This is a genomic window from Tropicimonas marinistellae (assembly GCF_001509585.1).
In the GTDB taxonomy this organism is placed as follows: domain Bacteria; phylum Pseudomonadota; class Alphaproteobacteria; order Rhodobacterales; family Rhodobacteraceae; genus Tropicimonas; species Tropicimonas marinistellae.
Window position 1 is genome coordinate 300,479 of the sequence record NZ_LNCI01000006.1, and the last position, 21,529, is coordinate 322,007.

Consider the following 21,529-nt stretch of genomic DNA (forward strand, 5'->3'; position numbering starts at 1 on the left):
GCTTGCATCCTCTCTTGAGCGATGTCTCAGATGTGCACCCTCCCGCGGGACGGGTGCCGTTTCATTCCGTCCGGACCCGACCATCGGCATCCGGACGTGAGATGATGTGGGAGGCATTCCGGGCCGTTTCAACCCCCTCGCGGCGCGATCTTCACGCCAGCGTGAACGGACTTGGGAACCGTCGGCGGCGCATCATGGCTTTACGAAATGTGCACCTGTGTCGCGATCGTCCGACAGGCCTCGAAAACCGGGGGCGGGAAGCCGGCGCGCGGCGAAACCGGCTTCGGGCCAGACCCCGCGTCCCTCGCGCAGCGCCCGGCGCGTTGCCGCAAGTGGTGCTGCGATCTCCGGTCCATAGACATTCGATTTCCCATCCTCCCTGAGCCCGCGCGAGACAAGCGAGACGATCCGTCCGCGTCCGGAGGAGATCTCGAACACCGGCGCACCGGAGGAGCCGAAATCGGCATCGCAGGTGAACAGGAGTGCCCCCTGCCCGCGCCCGAGAACACTGCAGGCCCGCTGCCAGCTCAGAGCCTGGTCGCGGCCTCGGGCGTAGGAGACAAGGCTCACCGTTCCTCCTGGCGCAACCCGTGTCCCGACCGTGAATGGCGCTGCCGTTGCGGCCGGGATCGGCGCGTCAAGCACGACCAGCGCCACGTCGGATACAAGCTGGCGAATACCATCGCTGTCGTTGGGGGCGTAGTTGGGATGTAGGACGGCACGGATACCGCTTCGCTCGGCTATCGCCTCTCCATCCCGCAATCCGGCCCGGAAACGCAGCGCACGCGGATCAACACGCGCTCCGCTGCGGCGATCGATCAGGCAATGGGCGGCCGTAAGCACCAGATCGGTTTCGATCAGCACACCCGTGCAGAAGCCACGGCCGGAAAGATCGAGGCGTCCAACCGCTTCCCAACCCAGGCTGTCATGCCGCAGCGTCAGGCGCTTGAGCCCGCTGTCGGTCGCCGTGGCCGGACCACCGGCCATCAGCCCGAAAATCAGCGCAAGAACGGCACGCGATACCGCGATATGAGGCCGACACCTGCTCATGGGCGGAGAAATTTCGCGCCAAGACGGCTACTGTCGCCGCCGTTCATGGCGCTGCCACGGTTGAGCGTTCTGTCCGGCGCGGCCTCGAGGGTCGTCTCCAACCGCTCCAGCGAGGGCCGCAATTCGCCGGCCAGCGCCACTGGCTCACCTTTTGCCTCGGCCTTGGAGGAGACCACCGACACGATCCTCGGCACTCCGTCGAACCACTTGAAAACGGGCGCCCCCGAAGAACCGAAATCCACCGTGCAGGAAACCACGACCACCCCGGCGACACGTTCCAGCACGTGACAGACTTGCTGGAGCGAGGGCGCTTCGGAGCGGTGTTCGGCATAGGAAACGATCCCCACCTCGGCCCCCTTGCGCAGATCGAATCCGGTCTCGAACGGCTGAATGCGGGTGCTCCTGATCGGCCGGTCGAGTTCCAGCAGCGCGAGATCCTTTGCAACGCGCGAGATTTGCTTCGGCGCGCCGAAATCGTAGTCCGGATGCACCACTGCGCGCCGTACGCCCCGATAGGCTTCGGCGCGCCCGTCGCGCCAACCCGCGCGGAACTCCATCTGCTCCACGCCAATGCGCACGCCGGTGTCGGCGTCGAAAAGGCAATGCGCCGCCGTCAACACACGCTGCGGTGCAATCAGGGCACCTGTGCAGAACCGTCCGGGGCCCATGTCGAGCCGGCCAACGGCCTCCCAGCCACGGGTGTCATCGGCCGTCTTGAGCGCGGTCAGGGGTGTGGCGCCGGACGAAACATCCTCGGCGGCGGCGACGCCACCAATGGCGAAAAGACCCAAAAACAACAAAGACACTAGACGGAACACATGCGCTCTCCCGATGGTTTCCGGCACGGTAGCGGCCGCTTCGGGCGACAATGTGGCGCTGAACCGCCCGTCAGGGAAGGTCGGCGAGCGCCCGAGGACGCGGCCCGCCCGTGGCCCAGTCCATCAACTCTACCGTATGCACCACCGGAAGGTCGGTGCCAGTGCCGATCTGCATCATGCAGCCGATGTTGCCCGCAGCAATCACTTCCGGCCCCGTCGCTTCGAGCGTGCGCACTTTGCGCGCCTTCAGCTCGCTGGAAATCTCCGGCTGCAACAGGTTGTACGTGCCCGCCGATCCGCAACAGAGATGCGAATCCGCCGGTTCCAGCACGGTGAACCCCGCCCCCTTGAGCAAAGCCTTGGGCGGGGCGGTGATCTTCTGGCCGTGTTGCAGGGAACAGGCGGCATGATAGGCCACCCGAAGCGGTTCGGGCGCCTCCGCCTCTGGCCCCAAATCCGCCAGAACCTCCGTGATGTCACGGGCAAGCGCACTGACCTGCCCGGCAGCCGCGGCCAGCGGATCATTGCGGAACATGTGACCATAGTCCTTCACGGTCGTACCGCAGCCGGATGTATTGATGACGATTGCGTCAAGTCCATCGCGTTGCAGCTCGGCCTGCCACGCGTCGATGTTCCGCCGCGCTGCGTCCATTGCAGCGTCGGCCTTGCCCATGTGATGCGTCACCGCCCCGCAACACCCCTGCCCGCGCGCTACCACCACCTCGCAGCCAAGCCGCGTCAGCAGTCGGATGGTGGCGTCATTGATATCGGTATTGAGCGCGCGCTGCGCACAGCCGGTCATCAGCGCCACGCGCATCCGCCGCTCTCCTCTTGCAGGAAACACCTGCGGGTCGTCGTTGCGGCTTACCGGCGGGATCTCTTTCGGCGCCATCGCGAGCATGGCCCGCAGACGCCCATCGGGCATCAGCCCCGCAAGCGGCCGACCGATCTTCGCCCCCAGAAGCGCCAACCGAAACCGGCCCGGATAGGGGATGATATGGGCAAGAACGGACCGCAGCAGCCGGTCAAGGAGCGGGCGACGATAGGTCTTTTCCACGTGTTCGCGCGCGTGGTCGATCAGGTGCATGTAGTGCACGCCGGAGGGACAGGTCGTCATGCAGGCGAGACAACTCAGGCACCGGTCGAGATGTTTGACGGTCTCTTTGTCCGCCGGCCGGTCGTTTTCCAGCATGTCCTTGATCAGGTAGATCCGTCCGCGCGGGGAGTCGAGCTCGTCGCCCAACACCTGGTAGCTCGGGCAGGTCGCAGTACAGAAGCCGCAGTGGACACAGGCGCGCAGGATCTCATTGGCACGCGCAATGCCGGGGTCTTCGAGTTGCTCAGGCGTGAAATTCGTTTGCATGCGTTACCCCATGACCCCCGGATTGAGAATACCGCGCGGATCGAACTTCGCCCGAACACCGGCGGATATCGCTGCCAGGGGCGCCGGTTCGGGATGGAAAGTTCCGAGCCGCGCACGGGTCTCGGCAGAGGCACGCACGAGCGTCGCGTGCCCCGGCACCGCGATCTGCGCGCGTAGGTCCGTGCCTTCGGGCACGAGTGTCCAAATCAGCCCGCCGCCCCAATCCACCAGATGCCGGAAGCCGCCAGTGCCAAGCGCCCGCGGCAGGTCCGTCGGTTTGACCGACACTCTCCACACATCGCCCGGCGCATCTGCGAAGGGCGTCACATCCCGGACCTCGCGCCACAGCGCCGCCTGTTCGCCGGGATCGTGCACCACCCGGTCAGGTTCCGGACCCGCGAGCGCCTTCGCCAACGCCCCGACCCGGTAACGCACCGAATCCGAAAACCCCTCTATGCGCAGCAGCGTGGCCGAGGCCCGGCCGTCCTGCGCTGGTAGGCAAGCGGCTCCGGTCACCTCGAACGGCGTGCCGAGCGCCGCGGTCATGATCGCGAGCGTGGCCTCCAGATCAAGACCATCCCAGGCCAGCGTCGCAGACGCCTCCGGCCTCGGCAGCACCTTCAGCGATACCTCGCTCAGCACACCGAGCGTTCCGAAGCTGCCACAAAGAAGCTTCACGAGGTCGTAGCCGGTGACGTTCTTCATCACCCGACCGCCGTTCTTCAACACCGACCCACGCCCGTCCACGAACCGTACTCCCAGCAGGCTGTCGCGACAGGCACCTGCCTGAATGCGCCGGGGACCGGATACATTGGCCGCGACCACGCCTCCGATCGTGGGGTCTCCATCCGTGCCTATCAGCGCCCGATGATCCATGGGTTCGAACGCGAGCCGCTGCCCCTCTTCTGCCAGTGCGGCGTCCACGTCCCGCAACGGCGTGCCGGCTCGCGCGACCAACGTCAGCGCGCCCGGTTCGTAGAGCGTGATCCCGGCAATCCCGGCCACCGATAGTGGCTCTCCGCGTGCCATCCCGGCTATTGGCCGCGTGCCACCGCCACGCACCGCCAGCGGACCAGCCGCCGCGGCCACCATCTCGGCCAGATCCGCCTCGTTGCTTGGCGCAAGCATCACACGCCCCTCCGCTTCTTCTGTCGCGAAATATCCTCGGGGGTGAATTCGCCGCCAGGCGAAGAGGGGGCAGACGCCCCCCCGCCCCGACCACCGCCGCTCATCCCGCCACCCGGCGCGCCCGCGATGCCGCCAATGGAAAGACCTTGGCCGGGTTGAGCAGCCATCGCGGGTCGAACACGTCCTTCACCGCCATCTGGATCTCCATGTCCTCGGGCGCGAACTGATGCACCATCAGGTCGCGCTTCTCGATCCCAACCCCGTGTTCGCCGGTCAGGCATCCGCCCGCCTCGACGCACAGCTTCAGGATCTCGGCGCCGAAACGCTCGCAAAGCTCCAGATCGCCCGGCTTGTTGGCATCGTAGAGGATCAACGGGTGCATGTTGCCGTCGCCGGCGTGGAATACGTTTCCCACCTGCAATCCGAATTCCTCGCTCATCTCACCGATCCGCCGCAGCACCATGGGCAGGGCGCTCACCGGGATGGTGCCGTCGAGACACATGTAGTCGGCAATTTGCCCCATCGCCCCGAATGCCGATTTCCGACCGAGCCAGATCCGCGCGGATTCCTCGGCCGAGCCGCTCTCACGCAACTCCAGCGGATCGTGCCGGCGCGCGATCTGGAGGATCACCCCGAGCTGCTCGTCGATCTCCGCGTCTGATCCTTCCACCTCCACGATCAGAAGCGCCTCGCAATCGGGGTAGCCGGCGCGCGCGAAGTCTTCTGTCGCGCGGATGCAAAGACGGTCCATGAACTCGATCGCCACTGGCAGCACGCCCGCCTTGATGATGTCCGAGACGCATTGTCCCGCCACTTCGGAGCTGGAAAACGCCATCAACACGGGCCGCGCGCCCTCGGGCTTGGGCAGTATGCGCAGCGTCGCCTCCGTCACCACCCCGAGTTGCCCTTCGGAGCCGCAGACAAGGCCGAGCAGATCGTAGCCCGGCGCATCCAGATGCGCACCTCCGAGCTCCACCACCGTGCCGTCCATGAGCACCATGGTCACGCCCAGCAGGTTATTCGTCGTCACGCCATATTTGAGGCAATGCGCGCCGCCGGAATTCATCGCCACGTTACCGGCAATCGCGCAGGCCAATTGGCTGGAGGGATCGGGTGCATAGAAGAAGCCGGCCTCTTCCACCGCACCGGACACGCTCAGGTTCGTACGTCCGGTCTGGACCCGAATGACGCGGTTCTCGTAATCGGTCTCCAGTACGGCATTCATCCGTGCCACCCCGAGGAGCACACAATCGGCGGTGGGAAGCGCCCCCCCGGCAAGCGACGTACCCGCCCCGCGCGGCACCACCGGCACACCCAGTTCATGACAGACACGCAGCGTCGCCGCGACCTCCTCGGTGGAGGCCGGCAACACAACTGCCATCGGCGGACAGCGGTAGGCGGTCAGCGCATCACATTCATAAGCACGTGTTTCGGCGGCTTCGTGGATTACGGCACCGGCCGGAAGCACCTCCTGCAAGCGGCGCAGGATGCTATCCTTCTTCGATAGCACCGTCGAATCGGGCTTTGGCATCTCCATCCGGCATCCCCCTCCAAAATTGGTCAGATAATGTAACCAATTTTGCCGTGTTGCAAGCGCCACGTGGCAAGGTAGGGTCCGCCCATGACACTTCTTGGAACGCTCGAGCTGTTCGCCTGGCCGGACTTCGCGGCCGTCGCGATCCTGGCGCTGGCCTCCTTCGGGATCGGCTGGGTCATCGAGCACCCGTTCGGCAAACGCCTGTCCACCTCGATCCTGATGCGACGCTATCGGGAAGACTGGATGCGCGCCTTCGTCACGCGACAACCACGGATCTTCGACAGCGGCATTCTCGATTCCCTGCGCCAGGGTACGCTGTTCTTCGCATCCTCCTCGATGATCGCCATCGGTGGTGGCTTGGCGCTCATCGGCAATCCCCAACCGCTGCGCGACGTCGCCAGCGACCTCACGCAAAGCCAGACGCCCGAAGCGATCTGGGAGATCAAGATCCTGCTGATCCTGCTGCTGCTGAGCAGCGCCTTTTTGCATTTCGTCTGGGCGCACCGGCTCTTTGGCTATTGCGCGGTGCTCATGGCCTCCGTGCCGAACGATCCAGAAGACCCACACGCCTATCCCAGGGCCGCCAAGGCGGCCGAAATCAATGCCCTCGCCGCCCGCAGCTTCAACCGCGGGATGCGCGCGGTCTACTTCGCGCTAGGGTCGGTCGCATGGCTCGCCGGCGCCGTCCCGCTGATGATCGGCACGATCGTCGTGCTGCTTGTGATCTGGAGGCGCGAGTTTGCCTCCCGCAGCCGCGACGTGTTGCGCCGCCCTGACTTACCTGTCGGGCAGGACCAGAAACCCTGACGCACCCTCGCTCTCGCCTGTCTCGGCACCCACCCGCGGCGCTCCGTTGACGGGATCGTGACCACAGGCAGAGGCGAATTGTGGCAGGGTTGCGCCATGACGGTTGAGCACTTCTTCCAGTCCCTCGTCCTGGCCGGCGCCTTGTGCGCCGGCTCTTTCTTATTGCCGGCCCTCGGGGCGGCACACGCCGACCCCGCGGTCATCGAGGCCGCGGACGCCCGCAGCGACGGACAGGGCTGGACCATTGCCGTAACGCTCAGCCACGGCGACACTGGCTGGGACGACTACGCGGATGGCTGGCGCATCCTAGCGCCCGACGGCTCGGTGCTCGCCACCCGCGTTCTCGCCCATCCGCATGTGAACGAGCAACCATTCACACGCAGCCTTGGTGGCGTGGTGATACCGGGCGAGTTGAACGAGATCGTCATCGAGGCCAGCACATCGACGGGCGGCTGGGACGGGGCGCGCTATCGGCTACGCCTGGCGCGCTGAGCGCTTGCCCTTTCGTCGCACGCGCCGCACCGCTATATGCGCCCCATGTCCACCGCGTCCAGCAATCCGCCCGACCTTCGCCCCGACCTCGCCCGCGCCAGGGTGACGGAGTCCGCCCGACCCGGCCAGCCGACGATCGGCATGGTCTCGCTCGGCTGCCCCAAGGCGCTTGTGGACAGCGAGCGAATCCTGACGCGTCTGCGCGCGGAGGGCTACGGGATCTCGCCGGATTACGCCGGTGCCGACGCGGTGATCGTGAACACCTGCGGATTCCTCGACAGTGCGAAAGCCGAAAGCCTGGAGGCAATCGGCGAAGCGCTGAAGGAGAACGGCAAGGTGCTTGTCACGGGCTGTCTGGGCGCGGAACCCGACTACATCACCGGCACCCACCCGAAAGTCCTCGCCGTCACCGGCCCCCACCAATACGAACAGGTGCTGGACGCCGTGCATGCCGCGGTTCCGCCCGATCCGGACCCGTTCGTGGACCTGATGCCCGCCAGCGGCGTTCGACTCACGCCGCGCCACTACAGTTACCTAAAGATTTCAGAAGGTTGCAATCACAAGTGCAAGTTCTGCATCATCCCCGACATGCGCGGACGCCTCGCCAGCCGCCCGGCGCACGCAATCCTTCGCGAGGCGGAGAAACTGGTGGAGAACGGCGTGCGGGAACTGCTGGTCATCAGCCAGGACACCTCCGCCTATGGCGTAGACCGAAAGCACGACACGCACCCGTGGAAAGGTGGCGAGGTGCGCAGCCATATCACGGATCTGGCTGGTAAATTGGGAGAGTTGGGCGCCTGGGTGCGGCTGCACTACATCTACCCCTACCCGCACGTGCGCGACCTGATCCCGTTGATGGCGGAAGGGTTGGTGTTGCCCTACCTGGACATCCCGTTCCAGCACGCACACCCCGATACGCTCAAACGCATGGCGCGGCCCGCGGCAACAGCGAAGACACTGGACGAAATCGCCGCGTGGCGGGCGATCTGCCCCGAGTTGACACTGAGGTCGACCTTCATCGTCGGCTACCCGGGCGAGACGGAGGAAGAATTCCAGACCCTGCTCGACTGGATGGACGAGGCGAAACTCGACCGCGTGGGCTGCTTCCAATACGAGAACGTCGATGGCGCACGCTCCAACGACCTGCCCGGCCATGTACCGGATGAGGCGAAACAGGAGCGGTGGGAACGATTCATGCAGAAGGCGCAGGAAATCTCCGAAACAAAGCTCGCCGCCAAGGTGGGAAAACGTCTGGAGGCCATCGTCGATCTGGTGGAGGACGACGCCGCCACCTGCCGGACCAAGGCCGACGCACCCGAGATCGACGGCAATCTCTTCATCGATGACGGTCACGAAGCACTTGAACCCGGCCAGATCGTCACCGTCGAGGTGGACGAGGCGAGCGAATACGACCTCTGGGGCCGCCTGGTGAACTGAGCCGGCCGTGACCCTGTCGCCAACTTTGCGCGACGGTGCCGATCCCTGTCAGGGGGCGGGTTTCTTCTGTCTGGAAATATCCAGGTAGCCCAACGGCACGCATGCGCGCCGGCAAAGGTGCGCCGTAGCCCGCCGCTCGCCGAGAAACATCGATGATCGCGTCAGCGCCGTGGCACCGAATAGAGGCGGTAGCCTTGAGTCACTGCGACCAACTGCGCGCCGGTTTCTGTCTCGAAAACACCGACACCTTCGTAATCCTCCGGGCACCCCACGAAATCGGCCGCATCGTCGAGGAACTGGTTGGTGTAGGCGTTCTCTCCCACGCGAACACATTGGTCTGCCGGGTCTCTGTAGCCACCTAGCAACGGCAACGGCTCGGCGGTGGGCGTTTCACCCGGATTGCCAACCGACTCTTCCGCAGGCGTACAGGCCAGGAGCGTCGGCAGCAGGGTGGCCGCGATGATCGCGCGCATCGGTCATCTCCTTCTGTTGGACAGCTGCATTCTAGGCGGGATCTTGCGAAACGCCACTGCCCTGTGGCCACGCTCGATGGGCACGACTGGCCGCCTCGCGAGCAGCGCGTTTCTCAATGCGGGCGCAGGGCTTCCAATGCGTGCGCGTTTCGGCAAAATCCCGGCGCGCGAACCGGCGCCGCGCCGCACCCCGATTGCCCTCCGAGCCACCGCTGGCAGGAGTCCACATGCGGACATGTCCGGCAGACATCCACAAGGTCACGATATTGGTCGGGGCTCAGCCGCCCCTCCTTCAGCGCACGCGTGAAGTTCAAACCGATCGAGCGGCCGACGCTGCGGGTCAACCAGAAATGCAGGTCGCTGTCACCGGGCACGGGGGTGCATTTTCCCGTCGCGCCTTTGGAGTGGTGTCCCGGGAATTCGGATGCAGCCCCCTTTGCCATCGGTTCAGGCGACCGCCGCGGGCTTGTCCGCCTCCTCCTGCGCCACCCTGAGTGCGGCGAAGAGCTTGGCGTTCACGCAGGTTTCCGGTGCGGCATCGATTTCTGGATTCTCCTGCAACCAGTGCGGACACTCTCCGGCCCATTCGCAGCCACGGCACTTCTGGACGGTGTTTGCCCATCCTTCCTGATTGAAGCGGCCTTCCTCGATGGCACCTTGCAGATCCACACCTGCAGCCTTCGCCATGCTGAGCGCCAGCCAGTAATGATCGCGTTCCGAGCCGAGTGGTCTCATGTCCTGATCCTATTCTGTCCCGTCCTGTTCCGTGGACGTCAGCTTGCACACCAATTGCCCAGCGACATTGATGCAGGTCAAGGCGCCCCCCTGAGAGCCGTGATGCAGCCCGCCATGCGAGAATCGAATACCTTTTCGGTGACAAAACGCCCAAAAACACAGCACTCAGAGAAGCATGACGCTCATGCGCCGCAGCGACGCGCCGGAACCGGTGGTGGCTGACAGCGCAATCGGCAGGCGCTATTGTCAGCCCATGTTTACCATCGAGCACGAATTCGACGCGACCGTGATCACTCTGGTCGACGAGGCGCCCGCCCCGATCCAGGAGGATATCACCGTCAACGCGTTCGAGGATTGCGTCACCGTCGAGCAACTAGACCCGCGCAGCGATACGGTGCAGAAGATCACTCTGTCGCTACAGCAATTGCGCGACCTCTCGGCGGCGCTCGACCTGCCGGAGGGCATCTATCGCCTTCGGCGCGGAACGCCCGAGCCTTAGCGCCCGCTGCACCGCGGGATCCGGCTATCGCGCATCGCCACCTGCAGCGGAGGGATCGGTACAGGCGTTCAGATGGGCCGTCTCCTCGCCGGCCGTCGCAAGGAGGCGGATGGCATCGGAATAGCCAAGCTCCCTGTCGAACCGCCCCGTGCACAAGAATATCAGGACCTGCGCGATCACCAGAGGATTGGTCATCATGAACGTATGGGTCGTGTCGAGGACCAGGTGGTCAGCCATACCTGCAGCCCGGGTCGCGTCGACAGCAACCTTTCCATCGTCCCGCCCGGGGATAACGGCGGAATAGATCGGGTTCAGCGAAAGGCGCCCTGCCAGCACGCCGGCCTCGAATGGAAGCGGCCCGAGTCTGGCCGGCAGGTCTGCGGCACCGGTGCCGAGCTGTCCGCCGGCCGGCCCGTTTACCCAATCGAACACCACATTTCCATCGAGCCAGTCCACCAGTTCGGACCCTGCATTCGGCGGCGCAAGCAGCACCGCGCGGCCGATCCGATCCGCGCGCGCCGGGTCTTCCGCCCATACCCGCAGGAGAATCCCGCCGAGCGAGTGGGTTACGAAGTTGACAGGCGCGTCAGACGGGCAGCGCGCGACCGCTGCATCGATTTCTGCGGTCAGCGCCTCCACCGGAGCCTCGGTTGACGGGTATCCGATGTTCACAACCGTCGCACCGCTCCGGCTCAACGCCAGTTCCAATGGCAGCATGGAGTTCGACGTTCGCGCGAGCCCATGAAGCAGCACGACGCAGCCCGCCAACGACGGGGCCGGGAGCCAAAGCAATGACGCCAGCAGGAGGATAAACCGCATCATTCTGCCGATGTAGGAATTCTGCGCCGCACCGTCCAGCTTGGCCCGCATCCAACGCGGTCAGGGGGCCTTGCCTGTCCCGGCATTGCCGCGTTGTGGCACCAATATCCCGATGGCGATACCGCCTAGAACAAGGGCCGCGGCAATTACAAATCGTATTGTCAGAGCTTCGCCGAGCAGCACCATGCCACCGGCCATGGCGAGGATCGGAACCGAAAGCTGCGCAAGCGCGGCGACGCTGGCCGCAAGCCGTGGCAGTACGAGGTACCACAGCGCATAGCCGAGCCCGGAGGTTACGACACCCGATATCACCGCCAGCCCTATACCGGCCGGGCGGGTGCCTACGGTGTCTTGCGCGAGGCCGGCAGGCATAAACAGCGTCAGCAGCACGGCGACCGGCGCGGCAAGGGCGAAGTTGGCGGCCGTCGCAGGAAGCGGCGCACCGGCCCGTTGCCCGGCAAGCGAGTAGAGCCCCCATCCCAGGGCCGCGGCCAGCATGAGACCTGCATGGAGGGCCGACGGGGCCGCCCCGCCCTGCGGCCAGAGCAGCCAGCAGAGCCCCGCGAAGGCGAGTGCGGCTCCTGCCCATCGGGCCAGGGGAATTGGCTGGCCGGCAACGACTGCCCCGGCGAACATTGTCACCTGCACCCCGCCAAACAGGATCAGCGCACCGGTCCCGGCGTCGATGGCCAGATAGGCGACGGAGAAACCCACCATGTAGATTGTGAGCGAAAGCACACCGATCCCGCGTCCCTTGCCACGCCAAGGGACCGCTCCGCGCTGCAACCAGACCATAATACAGAGCGCGAGCGCGCCGGATAAGAGCCGGATCGCGGCAAAGGGCAATGCGCCGATGAGCCCGTCGGCAAGCGCAAGCCGGGTCAGGAGGGAATTGGCCGCAAAGGCCAGCATCGCAAGAGTGACGAGAAGCGGGAGCTGCATCCGGACAGCCTAGCTGCGCTTGCGTCGACGCGACAGGCCGTATCGCGTCGCTTTCCGCGCAGGGTGTTTGCGCTTCGGACCCTTTCGGGACGTGCGGCGCCCACCCGGACACCGCCCCGATGTCTCGGACGATCTCGGCCAAATGGAGCGGAGGCCGCACGGCCCGTTCCAATACCGCGACGCAGCGGTGCAGATCGCGTCCGAGCAGGCAATCCCGGTGCAGCAACGAAATCCGCAGAATCCGGCCGACAACCACCGACCGTCTGAGTGGGCAGGCGCTGGAATGCCGGTAGCCATGTTCGTCCCAGGGAGGGACTCAAAATCGCTGAGGCGCGGGAGCACCAAACGAAAAAGGGGCCGCGATACGCGACCCCTTCTCCAAGGTATTCCGGCTACGGACAGATTACATCATGCCGCCCATGCCGCCCATGTCGGGCATGCCGCCACCCGGTGCACCGGCGCCCGGCTTCTCGGGCTTGTCGGCAACCATGGCTTCGGTGGTGATCAGGAGCGAGGCCACCGAGGCGGCGTCTTCCAGGGCAGTACGAACCACCTTGGCAGGGTCGATCACACCGAATGCGAACATGTCGCCGTATTCCTCGGTCTGAGCGTTGAAGCCGAAGGCGGCGTCATCGCTCTCACGGATCTTGCCGGCCACGACCGAGCCGTCGACACCGGAGTTCTCGGCGATCTGGCGCAGCGGAGCTTCCAGAGCCTTGCGGACGATGGCGATACCGGCGTTCTGGTCGGAGTTGGCGCCTTCGAGACCGACAAGCGCCTTGGCACCCTGAACCAGGGCGACACCGCCGCCGACGACGACACCTTCCTGAACCGCGGCGCGGGTAGCGTTCAGCGCGTCATCGACGCGGTCCTTGCGCTCTTTCACTTCCACTTCGGTCATGCCGCCGACGCGGATGACGGCAACGCCGCCGGCCAGCTTGGCAACACGTTCCTGCAGCTTCTCACGATCGTAGTCCGAGGTGGTCTCTTCGATCTGCTGACGGATCTGGGCGACGCGGGCCTCGATCTCGGCCTTCTCACCGTGACCGTCGACGATGGTGGTCTCGTCCTTCGTGATCGAGATACGCTTCGCGGTGCCGAGCATATCCATGGTCACGTTCTCGAGCTTCATGCCGAGATCTTCGGAGATCACCTGTCCGCCGGTCAGGATCGCGATGTCCTGCAGCATGGCCTTGCGGCGGTCGCCGAAGCCCGGAGCCTTGACGGCGGCAATTTTCAGGCCGCCACGCAGCTTGTTGACGACGAGCGTGGCCAGAGCCTCGCCTTCGACATCCTCGGCGATGATAAGGAGCGGTTTGGCGGACTGGATCACCGACTCAAGGAGCGGCACCATCGGCTGCAGCGAGGAGAGCTTCTTCTCGTGCAGCAGGATGAGGCAGTCTTCCAGCTCGGCAATCATCTTGTCGGGGTTGGTGACAAAATAGGGGCTCAGGTAGCCGCGGTCGAACTGCATGCCTTCGACGACCTCGGTCTCGGTCTCAAGGCCCTTGTTCTCCTCGACGGTGATGACACCCTCGTTGCCGACCTTCTGCATCGCGTCGGCGATCTGACGGCCAATTTCGGCCTCGCCATTGGCGGAGATGGTTCCGACCTGAGCGACTTCGTCGCTGTCGGTCACGTCGCGCGACGACGACTTGATGGTCTCGATGACCTTGCCGACGGCGAGATCAATGCCGCGCTTGAGATCCATGGGGTTCATGCCGGCAGCAACCGACTTGAGGCCTTCGCGGATGATCGCCTGAGCCAGAACCGTGGCGGTGGTGGTACCGTCACCGGCCTCGTCGTTGGTGCGGGAAGCGACTTCCTTCACCATCTGCGCGCCCATGTTCTCGAACTTGTCTTCCAGCTCGATTTCCTTGGCGACGGTTACGCCGTCCTTGGTGATGCGCGGGGCACCGAAGGATTTCTCGATGACAACGTTGCGGCCTTTCGGGCCGAGGGTCACCTTGACCGCGTCGGCCAGGATGTTGACGCCCTTGAGCATCTTGTTGCGGGCATCGGATTCGAACTTGACGTCCTTAGCAGCCATGAATTGCTACTCCTGAATTCTGTTGGATTTCGAAAGGTGCGAGACCGGGGATCAGGAAATGATGCCCAGGATGTCGCTTTCCTTCATGATCAGCAGATCCTTGCCGTCGAGCTTGATCTCGGTGCCGGACCACTTGCCGAAGAGGATCTTGTCGCCTTCCTTGACGTCCATCGCGATACGCTCGCCGTCTTCGTCGCGGGCGCCAGCGCCCACGGCGATCACGAGCCCTTCGGCAGGCTTTTCCTTGGCGCTGTCGGGGATGATCAGGCCGCCAGCGGTTTTCTCGTCGCTTTCGACTCGCTCGACCACGACCCGGTCATGCAGCGGAGTAAATGCCATGTCGGAACGCTCCTACGTTCTTGTGTTTCACTCGATTATCACTCGCGTCTGGCGAGTGCTAACGACGGGGAGATAGGAGAGCGCTCGAGTCGTGTCAACAGCCGACTCGGCACAAATGTCACGACATGATGGACTGCCGAATTCCGGCTTTGGATTCCAGCCCTGTTGTGTTAGGCAACCGCATCTCGTGACCAATGCGAGGAGGACCCAGAATGAAGAGCACTCTTACTCTCGCCTGCTGAGCAGGTCGCAGCCCTTCCAAGACGCAGGCTCGGCGCCCGCGTTCCTCCCCAAGAGACGAGAATCCCCATGACGAGCCCGTGGCGGCACCGACTGGCCGACTGAGCGACTAGTTTCTCAGGCACGCCCACGCGTGTCTCGAGCACCGCGCCAGCGTTACCGCACCGGGAATCGTTCCTTTTTTCAATCCACCTGCTCAAAGCACAATTCCAACGGAGGTGTCTTTCATGACTGCCATCAGCCTTTGTCGAACCGATTACCCGCAGGCGCTCTGCGCCCGTACGTGTCGCTCCATAGGAGCCGCAAGCAGACAGATCACAATGATATTCGAGGCCCCCGATGACCCTGCCAATTCTCTTGCCGGAACCAGCCCATCTGGTCCGGTCCCGTATTGATCCTGACCTCGCACCGCATCCCGCGCTCGACTCGGTCGATTGGCGCGCTGGCCCGGCCGTCCGCGCGGAAATCGAGGCCCGGTTGCTCGAAACCGACGCGTTGCCGCTCACAAGGCCTGCTGGCCTGCGCGCGCGCATGTGGGCGTGGCTCCCCGAGTTCCGGCTTTGGCTCAGGTCAATGCCGCTTCCCTAACCCCCGGTGTCCCCGCCCTGCCATCGTCAGGGCGGGGTGTCCGACATCGGCCACCATGCGGCCGTAGCGTCCGCGCCGTCGTAACTCGATGTGTCAAAAGCCGATCGGCGGAAATCGAAACTCCGCGTCCCGGCGACCGTAGCTCAGACGTAGGTATGCTTGCGCCAATCATACTCAGACGCGGGGTGCCGGTCCGCGTTTACCGGGCAATGCCCCTTTAGTTCCCGTTTGGTGGGTCGGTCAGCAGGTTGATCAGCGTTGCTCCGACGATCCAGATTGCAAGCATCAGAAAGACGGCCACCGCCGGAGCATAGAACTGCCCGACAAATCCACCCAGTCCGACCACCAATCCCACCGCACCATTGACGCCTTGCAGTTCCCGTCGCTTGTATTTCAGGTCCATTGATGCACGCCTCCCCAGACGGTCAACGATTGATACGCCGCACCATAGGATCCCATGGGGAAAGCCGCATTGATTCCGATCAGGAATCCCTGCCGGATCCGGGCGTGTTTTGCGACGCATCATTGCAGGGGCGGCGTCGCTGCCGTCGCCGCCAAACAATTCTCACTCCGCCCATCGAGCCACCCCGGAGCGGGTTTGCGCGATTGTCGTCATGTCCCGTGAAGGGCAAACGACGCGAATTGTCTTACACCCGGAGAGGCGGAACGGACCGGAAAGGAGCAAAATCGATTCGAGCGACGCGCTTGCCGCAACGCGGAACTGACGCTGGACGCGGTTTGGGAATGACCTTTGCGCTTTGGGCTCCAGAAAGACGGCGTTCCTCAGATTCGGCGATATCTCAATACGATCGCCACGTCGCCCCGCCAACGACGGCATCCCCCCGGCCCGGCGTCCGCGTGGGCGATTGGATATGGCGCACCGGGTGAAGCGCACCGCCCAATTGCCGCACCGCAGCATTTGTTGCCCTCCCGCGCCCAATCGCCTCATGACAGCCCGCCGCAGCGGACCTATAAGGGCGGCGATTTGCACCACAGAAGCGGATGACTTCCATGACCATCAAGGTTTTCGGCCACAAGGCCCCCGACACCGATTCCACCGGCTCCCCGATCATCTGGGCCTGGTACCTCTCCGAGATCAAAGGCACGCCCGCCGAGGCCAAGTTGCTGGGTGAACCCAACACCGAAGCGGCTTTCGTGCTGGAGCGCTGGTCGCTTGACAAGCCGGAGATCATCGAGGCCGCCGGCGAAGGCGACCCCTGCGTCGTGGTCGACACCAACAACCCCGCCGAACTGCCGGCCGATATCAATGACTGCGACCTGCTGCAGATCATCGATCACCACAAGCTGACAGGCGGCATCGAGACCAAGTCGCCCATCGACATCACCATGCGCCCGCTGGCCTGCACCGCCACCATCATGCATGACCTGATGGGCGAGGACGCCGCCAAGATGCCCGAGGCCATCAAGGGCGCGATGCTCTCCTGCATCCTCTCTGACACGATGGAATTCCGCTCGCCGACCACCACCGATGTCGACAAGTCGCTGGCCGAAAGCCTCGCCGCCGATCTGGGCATCGACATGGGCGCCTATGCCTCTGAAATGTTCGCAGCCAAATCCGACGTCTCCGCCTTCTCCGATGCCGAGCTGATCCGGATGGACTCCAAGATCAACGAAGTGGACGGCGTGAAGTTCCGCGTCTCCGTGCTGGAAACCACCGCGCCGCAGATCCCGCTCGACCGCAAGGCCTCCATCGTCGAAACCATGGCCACGGTCTGCGAGGAAGACGGCGTCGATCACGTGCTGCTCTTCGTCATCGACATCCTCAAGGAAGAGGCCACGCTGCTGATCCCCAACGATGTGGTGAAAGGCGTCGCCGAAAAGAGCTTCGGCGCCACGGTCGAGGGCGACAGCGTCGTGCTGCCGGGTATCCTGAGCCGTAAGAAGCAGATCATTCCGTCGCTCAAGGTGTGAGCCTCGGTTCGTTTGCGAAACGTCGCTCCCGGCCAACCGGCCGGGAGCCTGCGTGAGGACGTTGCGCAACGTCACGCGTTGACCCGATCCGCGCGCATCCCAACTATACCGCGATGCGCGATGCCCCTTTCCTCCCTGCCGCTGAACTGCTGACACGCCAGCGTACCGCGTTCCTGAACGAGGGGGCGCCAGATTTGGCGCATCGTCGCGCGGCGCTTGCCCGCCTCAAGACCGCCGTGCTTGGACATCGTCGCCGACTCGAAGCCGCGGCCGAAGCGGATTTCGGACGGCGCGCACCGATCGAAACGGCTTTGACTGATCTCGTGCCGGTTGTGCAGTCCATCACGCACATGCGCCGGCACCTCGACCGCTGGATGCGCCCCGAACGGCGCCGCGTCGGCCTCCTGATGCAGCCGGGCCGGGCAGAGGTCCGCTACCAGCCGCTTGGCGTGGTCGGCATCATGTCCGCCTGGAACTACCCCGTCAGTCTTGCATTGGTGCCCCTGGCCACTGCCCTTGCCGCCGGCAATCGTTCCCTCGTCAAACTCTCCGAGAAAGCGCCCGCCACCGCCGATGCGCTCGCGACACTGCTCTCGGACACCTTTGATGAAACTGAGGTTGCTGTGGTTACCGGTGGTCCGGAGGTTGCGGGGTCCTTCGCCGCCCTGCCCTTCGATCACCTGTTCTTCACGGGCTCCACCGCGATTGGCCGAAAGGTTGCCCAAGCCGCGGCCGCAAACCTGACACCCGTCACGCTGGAACTGGGCGGAAAATCTCCGGTGATCCTGACTGCGGACGCAGATCCAGGGCTTGCGGCGCGCGATTTGGCCTTCGGCAAGATGACCAATGCCGGGCAAACCTGCATCGCGCCCGACTATGTTCTCGCCGCGCCGGAACAGATTTCGCCCCTCGTGGAGGCGTTTGCCCGCGCCGTGCAAACCGCTGCCCCCGATGGTCTGGCGAGCCCAGACCTGACCACGCTTCTGGACGAGGACGGGTTCGCACGGCAACGCGCCCTGCTGGAAGACGCCAAGGCTCACGGCGCGCGGATCGTCGAGTGCCTGCCGCAGGATGCATCTGCCCACGCGAGGGCGTTTGCGCCAACGCTGGTTCTCGATGCCGCGCCCAAGATGCGGCTGATGCAAGAAGAGATCTTCGGCCCGCTCCTTCCAGTGGTCGCCTGCAACTCGACTGAAACAGCGATTACCTTCGTCAACGCACGCCCGCGACCGCTCGCACTCTATGTCTACGGCCACGACCGAGCGGCAATTGACGCTGTGCTGTCCCGGACCACCAGCGGAAACGCCGCCGTGAACGGGGTGATGCTGCACTACGCTGTCGACACCCTGCCGTTTGGCGGCGTGGGAGACAGCGGCATGGGCGCCTACCACGGAAAAGAAGGGTTCCGGCGGCTCAGCCACGCCAAGGGCGTCTTCCGCCCGGCGTCAAGGCACCCGTCCCGGCTGGCCCGTGCGCCGTACGGAAAGCTGGCGCGTCTCGCGGCCCGCCTCGTCCTGCGCTGAGGCGTCACGCCCGGCACGCTGGCCTGCCCCTACCCCGCCACTCACGGCTGCGGTATAGCCCTGCCAAGCGCAACCGATAGCGCCCAAACCAGAGCCGGGAGACCACCGTGACACGTATCATCGAGCAATTCGCCGAGATCTCCCACATGTACGACGCGGCCTTCGTCGATCTCTGGGGATGCATGCACAACGGGATTGCGGCCTTTCCCGATGCGATCGCCGCTTGCCGCGCGTTCCGTGCCGCGGGAGGGCGCATCGTCATGCTCACGAATGCGCCGCGCCCGCGCGCGACCGTGGCCAAGCAGATGGCCCGGCTCGGCATCCCCGAAGATGCGTGGGACAGTATAGCCACCTCCGGCGATTCCGCACGGCTGGCGATGTTCTCCGGCGCTGTGGGGCGACGCGTCTATCATATCGGGGAGCCCAAAGACGATCCGTTCTTCGAGCCGCTGCACATGCTGGAAAACCCGGTCGATATCTCCCGGGTGCCGCTTCAGGAGGCTGAGGGCATCGTCTGCACAGGCCCGTTCGATCCGCATGCGGACCCTTCGGTGAACCGTTCAGACTTCCTCTATGCCAAGACCAAGGGCATGAAACTGCTCTGCGCCAACCCCGATGTGGTCGTCGACGTGGGAGAGAAACGCCAGTGGTGCGCTGGTGCTCTCGCGGAACTGTACACCGAGATGGGCGGCGAAAGCCTCTATTTCGGAAAACCGCATCCGGCGATCTACGACCTCGCCCGTCGTCGGCTGGCGGAGTTCGGACAGGTACCGGACGACCGAATCGTCTGTGTCGGTGACGGCATCGCGACGGATGTGAAAGGCGCGCTCGGGGAGGGTCTCGACTGCGTTTTCATCACGGGAGGCCTTGCGGCTGAGGAAACTCTGACGCGACGTAATCCGGACGCTGAGGCGCTCGATACCTACCTCGGCGCGCATCAAATGTCGGCGAGCTATGCCCTCGGCCTGTTCCGGTGATTATCGGAAAAACGCGTTTCGGGACCCGTTTTCGGTGCGTTAGCGCCGCGCTGCGGCAATTTTAGCGCTGCCACGCAGCAATTTGCGATTTTGCAGCGGCCGCCATAGGATTGTCGCAAAGCTGCGAAACTTTGTTGCCGGTTAACCATTCCTAAGTTGCGCTTTGTTTCTCTCTGCATTGCAGCAGAGCGCGAATTCCGGTAGGACGGCGCCAGCAAAGCAAGGAACAATGATGATGCTCGACAATGACTCCGGCAGCACGATCTTCCTCGAGGATCTTGAGATCGGCATGAAGCGTGATCTGACGAAGCTGATCACGGATGAGGACATCGAGAAGTTCGCTGAGGTTTCCACCGACCATAATCCGGTTCACCTTGACGAGGAGTACGCCAAGGAAACCATGTTCCAGGGCCGCATCGCCCACGGCATGCTCACGGCTGGATTGATCTCGGCCGTGATCGGCGAGCAGCTTCCCGGTCACGGAACGGTCTATCTCGGCCAGACGCTCAAGTTCATGGCCCCCGTGCGCCCGGGCGACATTGTGTATGTGGAAGTCGAAGTGGCCGAGATCGACCACAAGAAGCGCCGCGTGAAGTTGTTCACACAGGCCAAGATCGGCGAGACAGTGGTGCTGCGCGGTGAGGCCAACGTGCTCGCGCCGTCCCGCAAGCTGGACTGACCGACAAGCCGGAACCGCGGCTTGCGCTCCCCCTTCGCCGCCGCTAGGGGATGCCCATGAAGCGGATCACCTCCCTGTCCGATGTCTCGACATCCGATCGCGGCGCCTATGCCGCGATTGGCAATTTCGATGGCATCCACCTCGGTCACCAGGCCGTGCTGGACCTGACCCGCAAGGCCGCGCACGCTGCCGAAGCGCCGCTTGGTGTTCTGACGTTCGAGCCACACCCGCGCGAGGTCTTCCGTCCCGAGGATCCGCCCTTCCGGCTGATGAACGCCGAGGCCCGCGCCCACCGCCTGAGCAAGCTGGGCGTTGATGTTCTCTTCGAACTTCCCTTCGACAAACCGCTGTTCGGGCTAACCGACGCGGAGTTCTGCGAGCAGGTGATCGTGGATGGCCTGGGATTGTCCGGAGTCGCCGTTGGCGCCGATTTCTGTTTCGGCAAGGGTCGTGGCGGCAACGTCGCGAGCCTACGTCAGGCGGGCGATGCGCTCGGCTTTTCGGTCACCGCAGCCGAGCTTCTGCACCTAGAGGCCGAAGGGGAACGGGTGTCGTCTACGGCGATCCGCAACGCACTCGCCGAGGGAGAGGTCCACAAGGCCGCGAGCATGCTGGGGCATTGGCACCGCATCGAGGGGCCGGTGGAGCACGGCGCCAAGCGCGGCCGCAAGCTCGGCTACCCCACGGCAAACATGAGCATCGCCGGGCTGCACCCTCCGCGCTACGGCGTCTACGCCGTCCTGGTCGAGGTGGTGACCGGCCCGCATGCGGGCAACTACCGCGGTGTCGCGTCGCTTGGCGTGCGGCCGATGTTCGGCGAGAGCGTAGCCAATATCGAAACGCATCTCTTCGATTTTTCCGGAGACCTCTACGACGCCCACCTCTCCGTTGGCCTGGTGGCGTATCTACGTCCGGAAATGAAATTCGACGGCGTCGACCGCCTCATCGCGCAGATGGATGCCGACAGTCTCCGCGCACAAGAGATCCTCTCCGGCATCCCGATCACGGGCTTTCCAGACACCGGAGTCCGGTCGAAATGACCGGAACGTCGTCACAAAACGACCGGAAGACTGCACAGAAGGCGGTCCACGCCCGTCGTAC

General features: G+C 64.4%; 23 protein-coding genes. 10 read left to right on the forward strand and 13 right to left on the reverse strand.

The window, feature by feature from the left end:
- Positions 1–192: 192 nt before the first annotated feature.
- The 5 genes from ARC39_RS14725 to ARC39_RS14745 form a co-directional block, all read right to left on the reverse strand.
- Complete coding sequence (locus ARC39_RS14725) at positions 193–1,050, reverse strand: trypsin-like serine peptidase (protein ID WP_068115571.1); 858 nt, start codon at positions 1,048–1,050, stop codon at positions 193–195.
- The gene (locus tag ARC39_RS14730) at positions 1,047–1,868 is read right to left on the reverse strand and encodes a trypsin-like serine peptidase (RefSeq protein ID WP_368085977.1); all 822 of its coding nucleotides are present in this window, start codon (positions 1,866–1,868) and stop codon (positions 1,047–1,049) included. Before ARC39_RS14730 ends, ARC39_RS14725 begins: the two co-directional genes overlap by 4 nt.
- Positions 1,869–1,938: 70 nt before the next feature.
- A complete protein-coding gene (glcF, locus tag ARC39_RS14735; protein WP_068115572.1) occupies positions 1,939–3,231 on the reverse strand; it encodes a glycolate oxidase subunit GlcF in 1,293 nt (430 codons plus the stop codon).
- 3 nt (positions 3,232–3,234) lie between these two features.
- Complete coding sequence (locus ARC39_RS14740) at positions 3,235–4,359, reverse strand: FAD-binding protein (RefSeq protein WP_068115573.1); 1,125 nt, start codon at positions 4,357–4,359, stop codon at positions 3,235–3,237.
- A 100-nt stretch (positions 4,360–4,459) separates the two neighbouring features.
- Positions 4,460–5,896 carry an FAD-linked oxidase C-terminal domain-containing protein gene (locus ARC39_RS14745; RefSeq protein WP_068115574.1) on the reverse strand — a complete coding sequence of 479 codons (1,437 nt, stop codon included), beginning with the start codon at positions 5,894–5,896 and terminating at the stop codon, positions 4,460–4,462.
- 84 nt (positions 5,897–5,980) lie between these two features.
- On the opposite strand from ARC39_RS14745, the gene ARC39_RS14750 reads away from it, so the two are divergent.
- The 3 genes from ARC39_RS14750 (at position 5,981) to rimO (ending at position 8,632) form a co-directional block, all read left to right on the forward strand.
- Complete coding sequence (locus tag ARC39_RS14750) at positions 5,981–6,703, forward strand: DUF599 domain-containing protein (protein ID WP_068115575.1); 723 nt, start codon at positions 5,981–5,983, stop codon at positions 6,701–6,703.
- Between the two features lie 96 nt (positions 6,704–6,799).
- A complete protein-coding gene (locus ARC39_RS14755) occupies positions 6,800–7,195 on the forward strand; it encodes a hypothetical protein (protein WP_078059279.1) in 396 nt (131 codons plus the stop codon).
- A 45-nt stretch (positions 7,196–7,240) separates the two neighbouring features.
- Positions 7,241–8,632 (forward strand): 30S ribosomal protein S12 methylthiotransferase RimO, encoded by a 1,392-nt coding sequence (rimO, locus tag ARC39_RS14760; RefSeq protein WP_438273266.1) that lies wholly within the window; start codon positions 7,241–7,243, stop codon positions 8,630–8,632.
- Between the two features lie 161 nt (positions 8,633–8,793).
- Here the strand turns inward: rimO and ARC39_RS14765 are convergent, their stop codons facing one another.
- The 3 genes from ARC39_RS14765 to ARC39_RS14775 form a co-directional block, all read right to left on the reverse strand.
- A complete protein-coding gene (locus ARC39_RS14765; protein WP_068115577.1) occupies positions 8,794–9,105 on the reverse strand; it encodes a hypothetical protein in 312 nt (103 codons plus the stop codon).
- A 113-nt stretch (positions 9,106–9,218) separates the two neighbouring features.
- Entirely contained in the window at positions 9,219–9,479 is a 261-nt protein-coding gene (locus tag ARC39_RS14770; RefSeq protein WP_068115685.1) for a DUF6455 family protein, read from the reverse strand.
- A 73-nt stretch (positions 9,480–9,552) separates the two neighbouring features.
- Positions 9,553–9,840, reverse strand: a complete 288-nt coding sequence (locus ARC39_RS14775; RefSeq protein WP_068115578.1) for a DUF6455 family protein — start codon at positions 9,838–9,840, stop codon at positions 9,553–9,555.
- A gap of 253 nt (positions 9,841–10,093) precedes the next feature.
- Here ARC39_RS14775 and ARC39_RS14780 point away from each other — a divergent pair, with 253 nt between their 5' ends.
- Positions 10,094–10,339, forward strand: coding sequence for a DUF8831 family protein (locus tag ARC39_RS14780; protein ID WP_068115686.1), 246 nt, complete (start codon positions 10,094–10,096; stop codon positions 10,337–10,339).
- 24 nt (positions 10,340–10,363) lie between these two features.
- Here ARC39_RS14780 and ARC39_RS14785 read toward each other — a convergent pair whose 3' ends face one another.
- The 4 genes from ARC39_RS14785 to groES form a co-directional block, all read right to left on the reverse strand.
- Positions 10,364–11,209, reverse strand: coding sequence for an esterase/lipase family protein (locus tag ARC39_RS14785; RefSeq protein WP_368085978.1), 846 nt, complete (start codon positions 11,207–11,209; stop codon positions 10,364–10,366).
- A gap of 9 nt (positions 11,210–11,218) precedes the next feature.
- Complete coding sequence (locus ARC39_RS14790) at positions 11,219–12,100, reverse strand: DMT family transporter (protein ID WP_068115579.1); 882 nt, start codon at positions 12,098–12,100, stop codon at positions 11,219–11,221.
- A 403-nt stretch (positions 12,101–12,503) separates the two neighbouring features.
- Complete coding sequence (gene groL, locus ARC39_RS14795) at positions 12,504–14,150, reverse strand: chaperonin GroEL (RefSeq protein WP_068115580.1); 1,647 nt, start codon at positions 14,148–14,150, stop codon at positions 12,504–12,506.
- A gap of 51 nt (positions 14,151–14,201) precedes the next feature.
- A complete protein-coding gene (groES, locus tag ARC39_RS14800) occupies positions 14,202–14,489 on the reverse strand; it encodes a co-chaperone GroES (protein ID WP_068115581.1) in 288 nt (95 codons plus the stop codon).
- 579 nt (positions 14,490–15,068) lie between these two features.
- Between groES and ARC39_RS14805 the strand changes: the two genes are divergently transcribed.
- The gene (locus tag ARC39_RS14805) at positions 15,069–15,317 is read left to right on the forward strand and encodes a hypothetical protein (protein WP_068115582.1); all 249 of its coding nucleotides are present in this window, start codon (positions 15,069–15,071) and stop codon (positions 15,315–15,317) included.
- 217 nt (positions 15,318–15,534) lie between these two features.
- On the opposite strand, the gene ARC39_RS14810 is transcribed toward ARC39_RS14805, so the two are convergent.
- Complete coding sequence (locus ARC39_RS14810; protein WP_068115583.1) at positions 15,535–15,720, reverse strand: hypothetical protein; 186 nt, start codon at positions 15,718–15,720, stop codon at positions 15,535–15,537.
- A gap of 608 nt (positions 15,721–16,328) precedes the next feature.
- Between ARC39_RS14810 and ARC39_RS14815 the strand changes: the two genes are divergently transcribed.
- The 5 genes from ARC39_RS14815 (at position 16,329) to ARC39_RS14835 (ending at position 21,468) form a co-directional block, all read left to right on the forward strand.
- Complete coding sequence (locus tag ARC39_RS14815) at positions 16,329–17,249, forward strand: manganese-dependent inorganic pyrophosphatase (RefSeq protein ID WP_068115584.1); 921 nt, start codon at positions 16,329–16,331, stop codon at positions 17,247–17,249.
- A gap of 113 nt (positions 17,250–17,362) precedes the next feature.
- Positions 17,363–18,772, forward strand: a complete 1,410-nt coding sequence (locus ARC39_RS14820) for a coniferyl aldehyde dehydrogenase (RefSeq protein WP_068115585.1) — start codon at positions 17,363–17,365, stop codon at positions 18,770–18,772.
- A gap of 107 nt (positions 18,773–18,879) precedes the next feature.
- Positions 18,880–19,749 (forward strand): TIGR01459 family HAD-type hydrolase, encoded by an 870-nt coding sequence (locus tag ARC39_RS14825; RefSeq protein WP_068115586.1) that lies wholly within the window; start codon positions 18,880–18,882, stop codon positions 19,747–19,749.
- A 235-nt stretch (positions 19,750–19,984) separates the two neighbouring features.
- Entirely contained in the window at positions 19,985–20,428 is a 444-nt protein-coding gene (locus ARC39_RS14830) for a MaoC family dehydratase (RefSeq protein WP_068115687.1), read from the forward strand.
- Positions 20,429–20,484: 56 nt separating this feature from the next.
- Positions 20,485–21,468, forward strand: a complete 984-nt coding sequence (locus ARC39_RS14835) for a bifunctional riboflavin kinase/FAD synthetase (protein ID WP_068115587.1) — start codon at positions 20,485–20,487, stop codon at positions 21,466–21,468.
- The last annotated feature ends 61 nt before the right edge of the window (positions 21,469–21,529 follow it).

Bases quoted from the DNA above. Each gene is read 5' to 3' on its own strand.
- ARC39_RS14725 (WP_068115571.1), bottom strand. From the start codon at position 1,050: ATGAGCAGGTGTCGGCCTCATATCGCGGTATCGCGTGCCGTTCTTGCG.
- glcF (WP_068115572.1), bottom strand. From the start codon at position 3,231: ATGCAAACGAATTTCACGCCTGAGCAACTCGAAGACCCCGGCATTGCG.
- ARC39_RS14740 (WP_068115573.1), bottom strand. From the start codon at position 4,359: ATGCTTGCGCCAAGCAACGAGGCGGATCTGGCCGAGATGGTGGCCGCG.
- ARC39_RS14745 (WP_068115574.1), bottom strand. From the start codon at position 5,896: ATGGAGATGCCAAAGCCCGATTCGACGGTGCTATCGAAGAAGGATAGC.
- ARC39_RS14750 (WP_068115575.1), top strand. From the start codon at position 5,981: ATGACACTTCTTGGAACGCTCGAGCTGTTCGCCTGGCCGGACTTCGCG.
- ARC39_RS14755 (WP_078059279.1), top strand. From the start codon at position 6,800: ATGACGGTTGAGCACTTCTTCCAGTCCCTCGTCCTGGCCGGCGCCTTG.
- rimO (WP_438273266.1), top strand. From the start codon at position 7,241: ATGTCCACCGCGTCCAGCAATCCGCCCGACCTTCGCCCCGACCTCGCC.
- ARC39_RS14765 (WP_068115577.1), bottom strand. From the start codon at position 9,105: ATGCGCGCGATCATCGCGGCCACCCTGCTGCCGACGCTCCTGGCCTGT.
- ARC39_RS14775 (WP_068115578.1), bottom strand. From the start codon at position 9,840: ATGAGACCACTCGGCTCGGAACGCGATCATTACTGGCTGGCGCTCAGC.
- ARC39_RS14780 (WP_068115686.1), top strand. From the start codon at position 10,094: ATGTTTACCATCGAGCACGAATTCGACGCGACCGTGATCACTCTGGTC.
- ARC39_RS14785 (WP_368085978.1), bottom strand. From the start codon at position 11,209: ATGCGGGCCAAGCTGGACGGTGCGGCGCAGAATTCCTACATCGGCAGA.
- ARC39_RS14790 (WP_068115579.1), bottom strand. From the start codon at position 12,100: ATGCAGCTCCCGCTTCTCGTCACTCTTGCGATGCTGGCCTTTGCGGCC.
- groL (WP_068115580.1), bottom strand. From the start codon at position 14,150: ATGGCTGCTAAGGACGTCAAGTTCGAATCCGATGCCCGCAACAAGATG.
- groES (WP_068115581.1), bottom strand. From the start codon at position 14,489: ATGGCATTTACTCCGCTGCATGACCGGGTCGTGGTCGAGCGAGTCGAA.
- ARC39_RS14805 (WP_068115582.1), top strand. From the start codon at position 15,069: ATGACCCTGCCAATTCTCTTGCCGGAACCAGCCCATCTGGTCCGGTCC.
- ARC39_RS14810 (WP_068115583.1), bottom strand. From the start codon at position 15,720: ATGGACCTGAAATACAAGCGACGGGAACTGCAAGGCGTCAATGGTGCG.
- ARC39_RS14815 (WP_068115584.1), top strand. From the start codon at position 16,329: ATGACCATCAAGGTTTTCGGCCACAAGGCCCCCGACACCGATTCCACC.
- ARC39_RS14820 (WP_068115585.1), top strand. From the start codon at position 17,363: ATGCGCGATGCCCCTTTCCTCCCTGCCGCTGAACTGCTGACACGCCAG.
- ARC39_RS14830 (WP_068115687.1), top strand. From the start codon at position 19,985: ATGCTCGACAATGACTCCGGCAGCACGATCTTCCTCGAGGATCTTGAG.
- ARC39_RS14835 (WP_068115587.1), top strand. From the start codon at position 20,485: ATGAAGCGGATCACCTCCCTGTCCGATGTCTCGACATCCGATCGCGGC.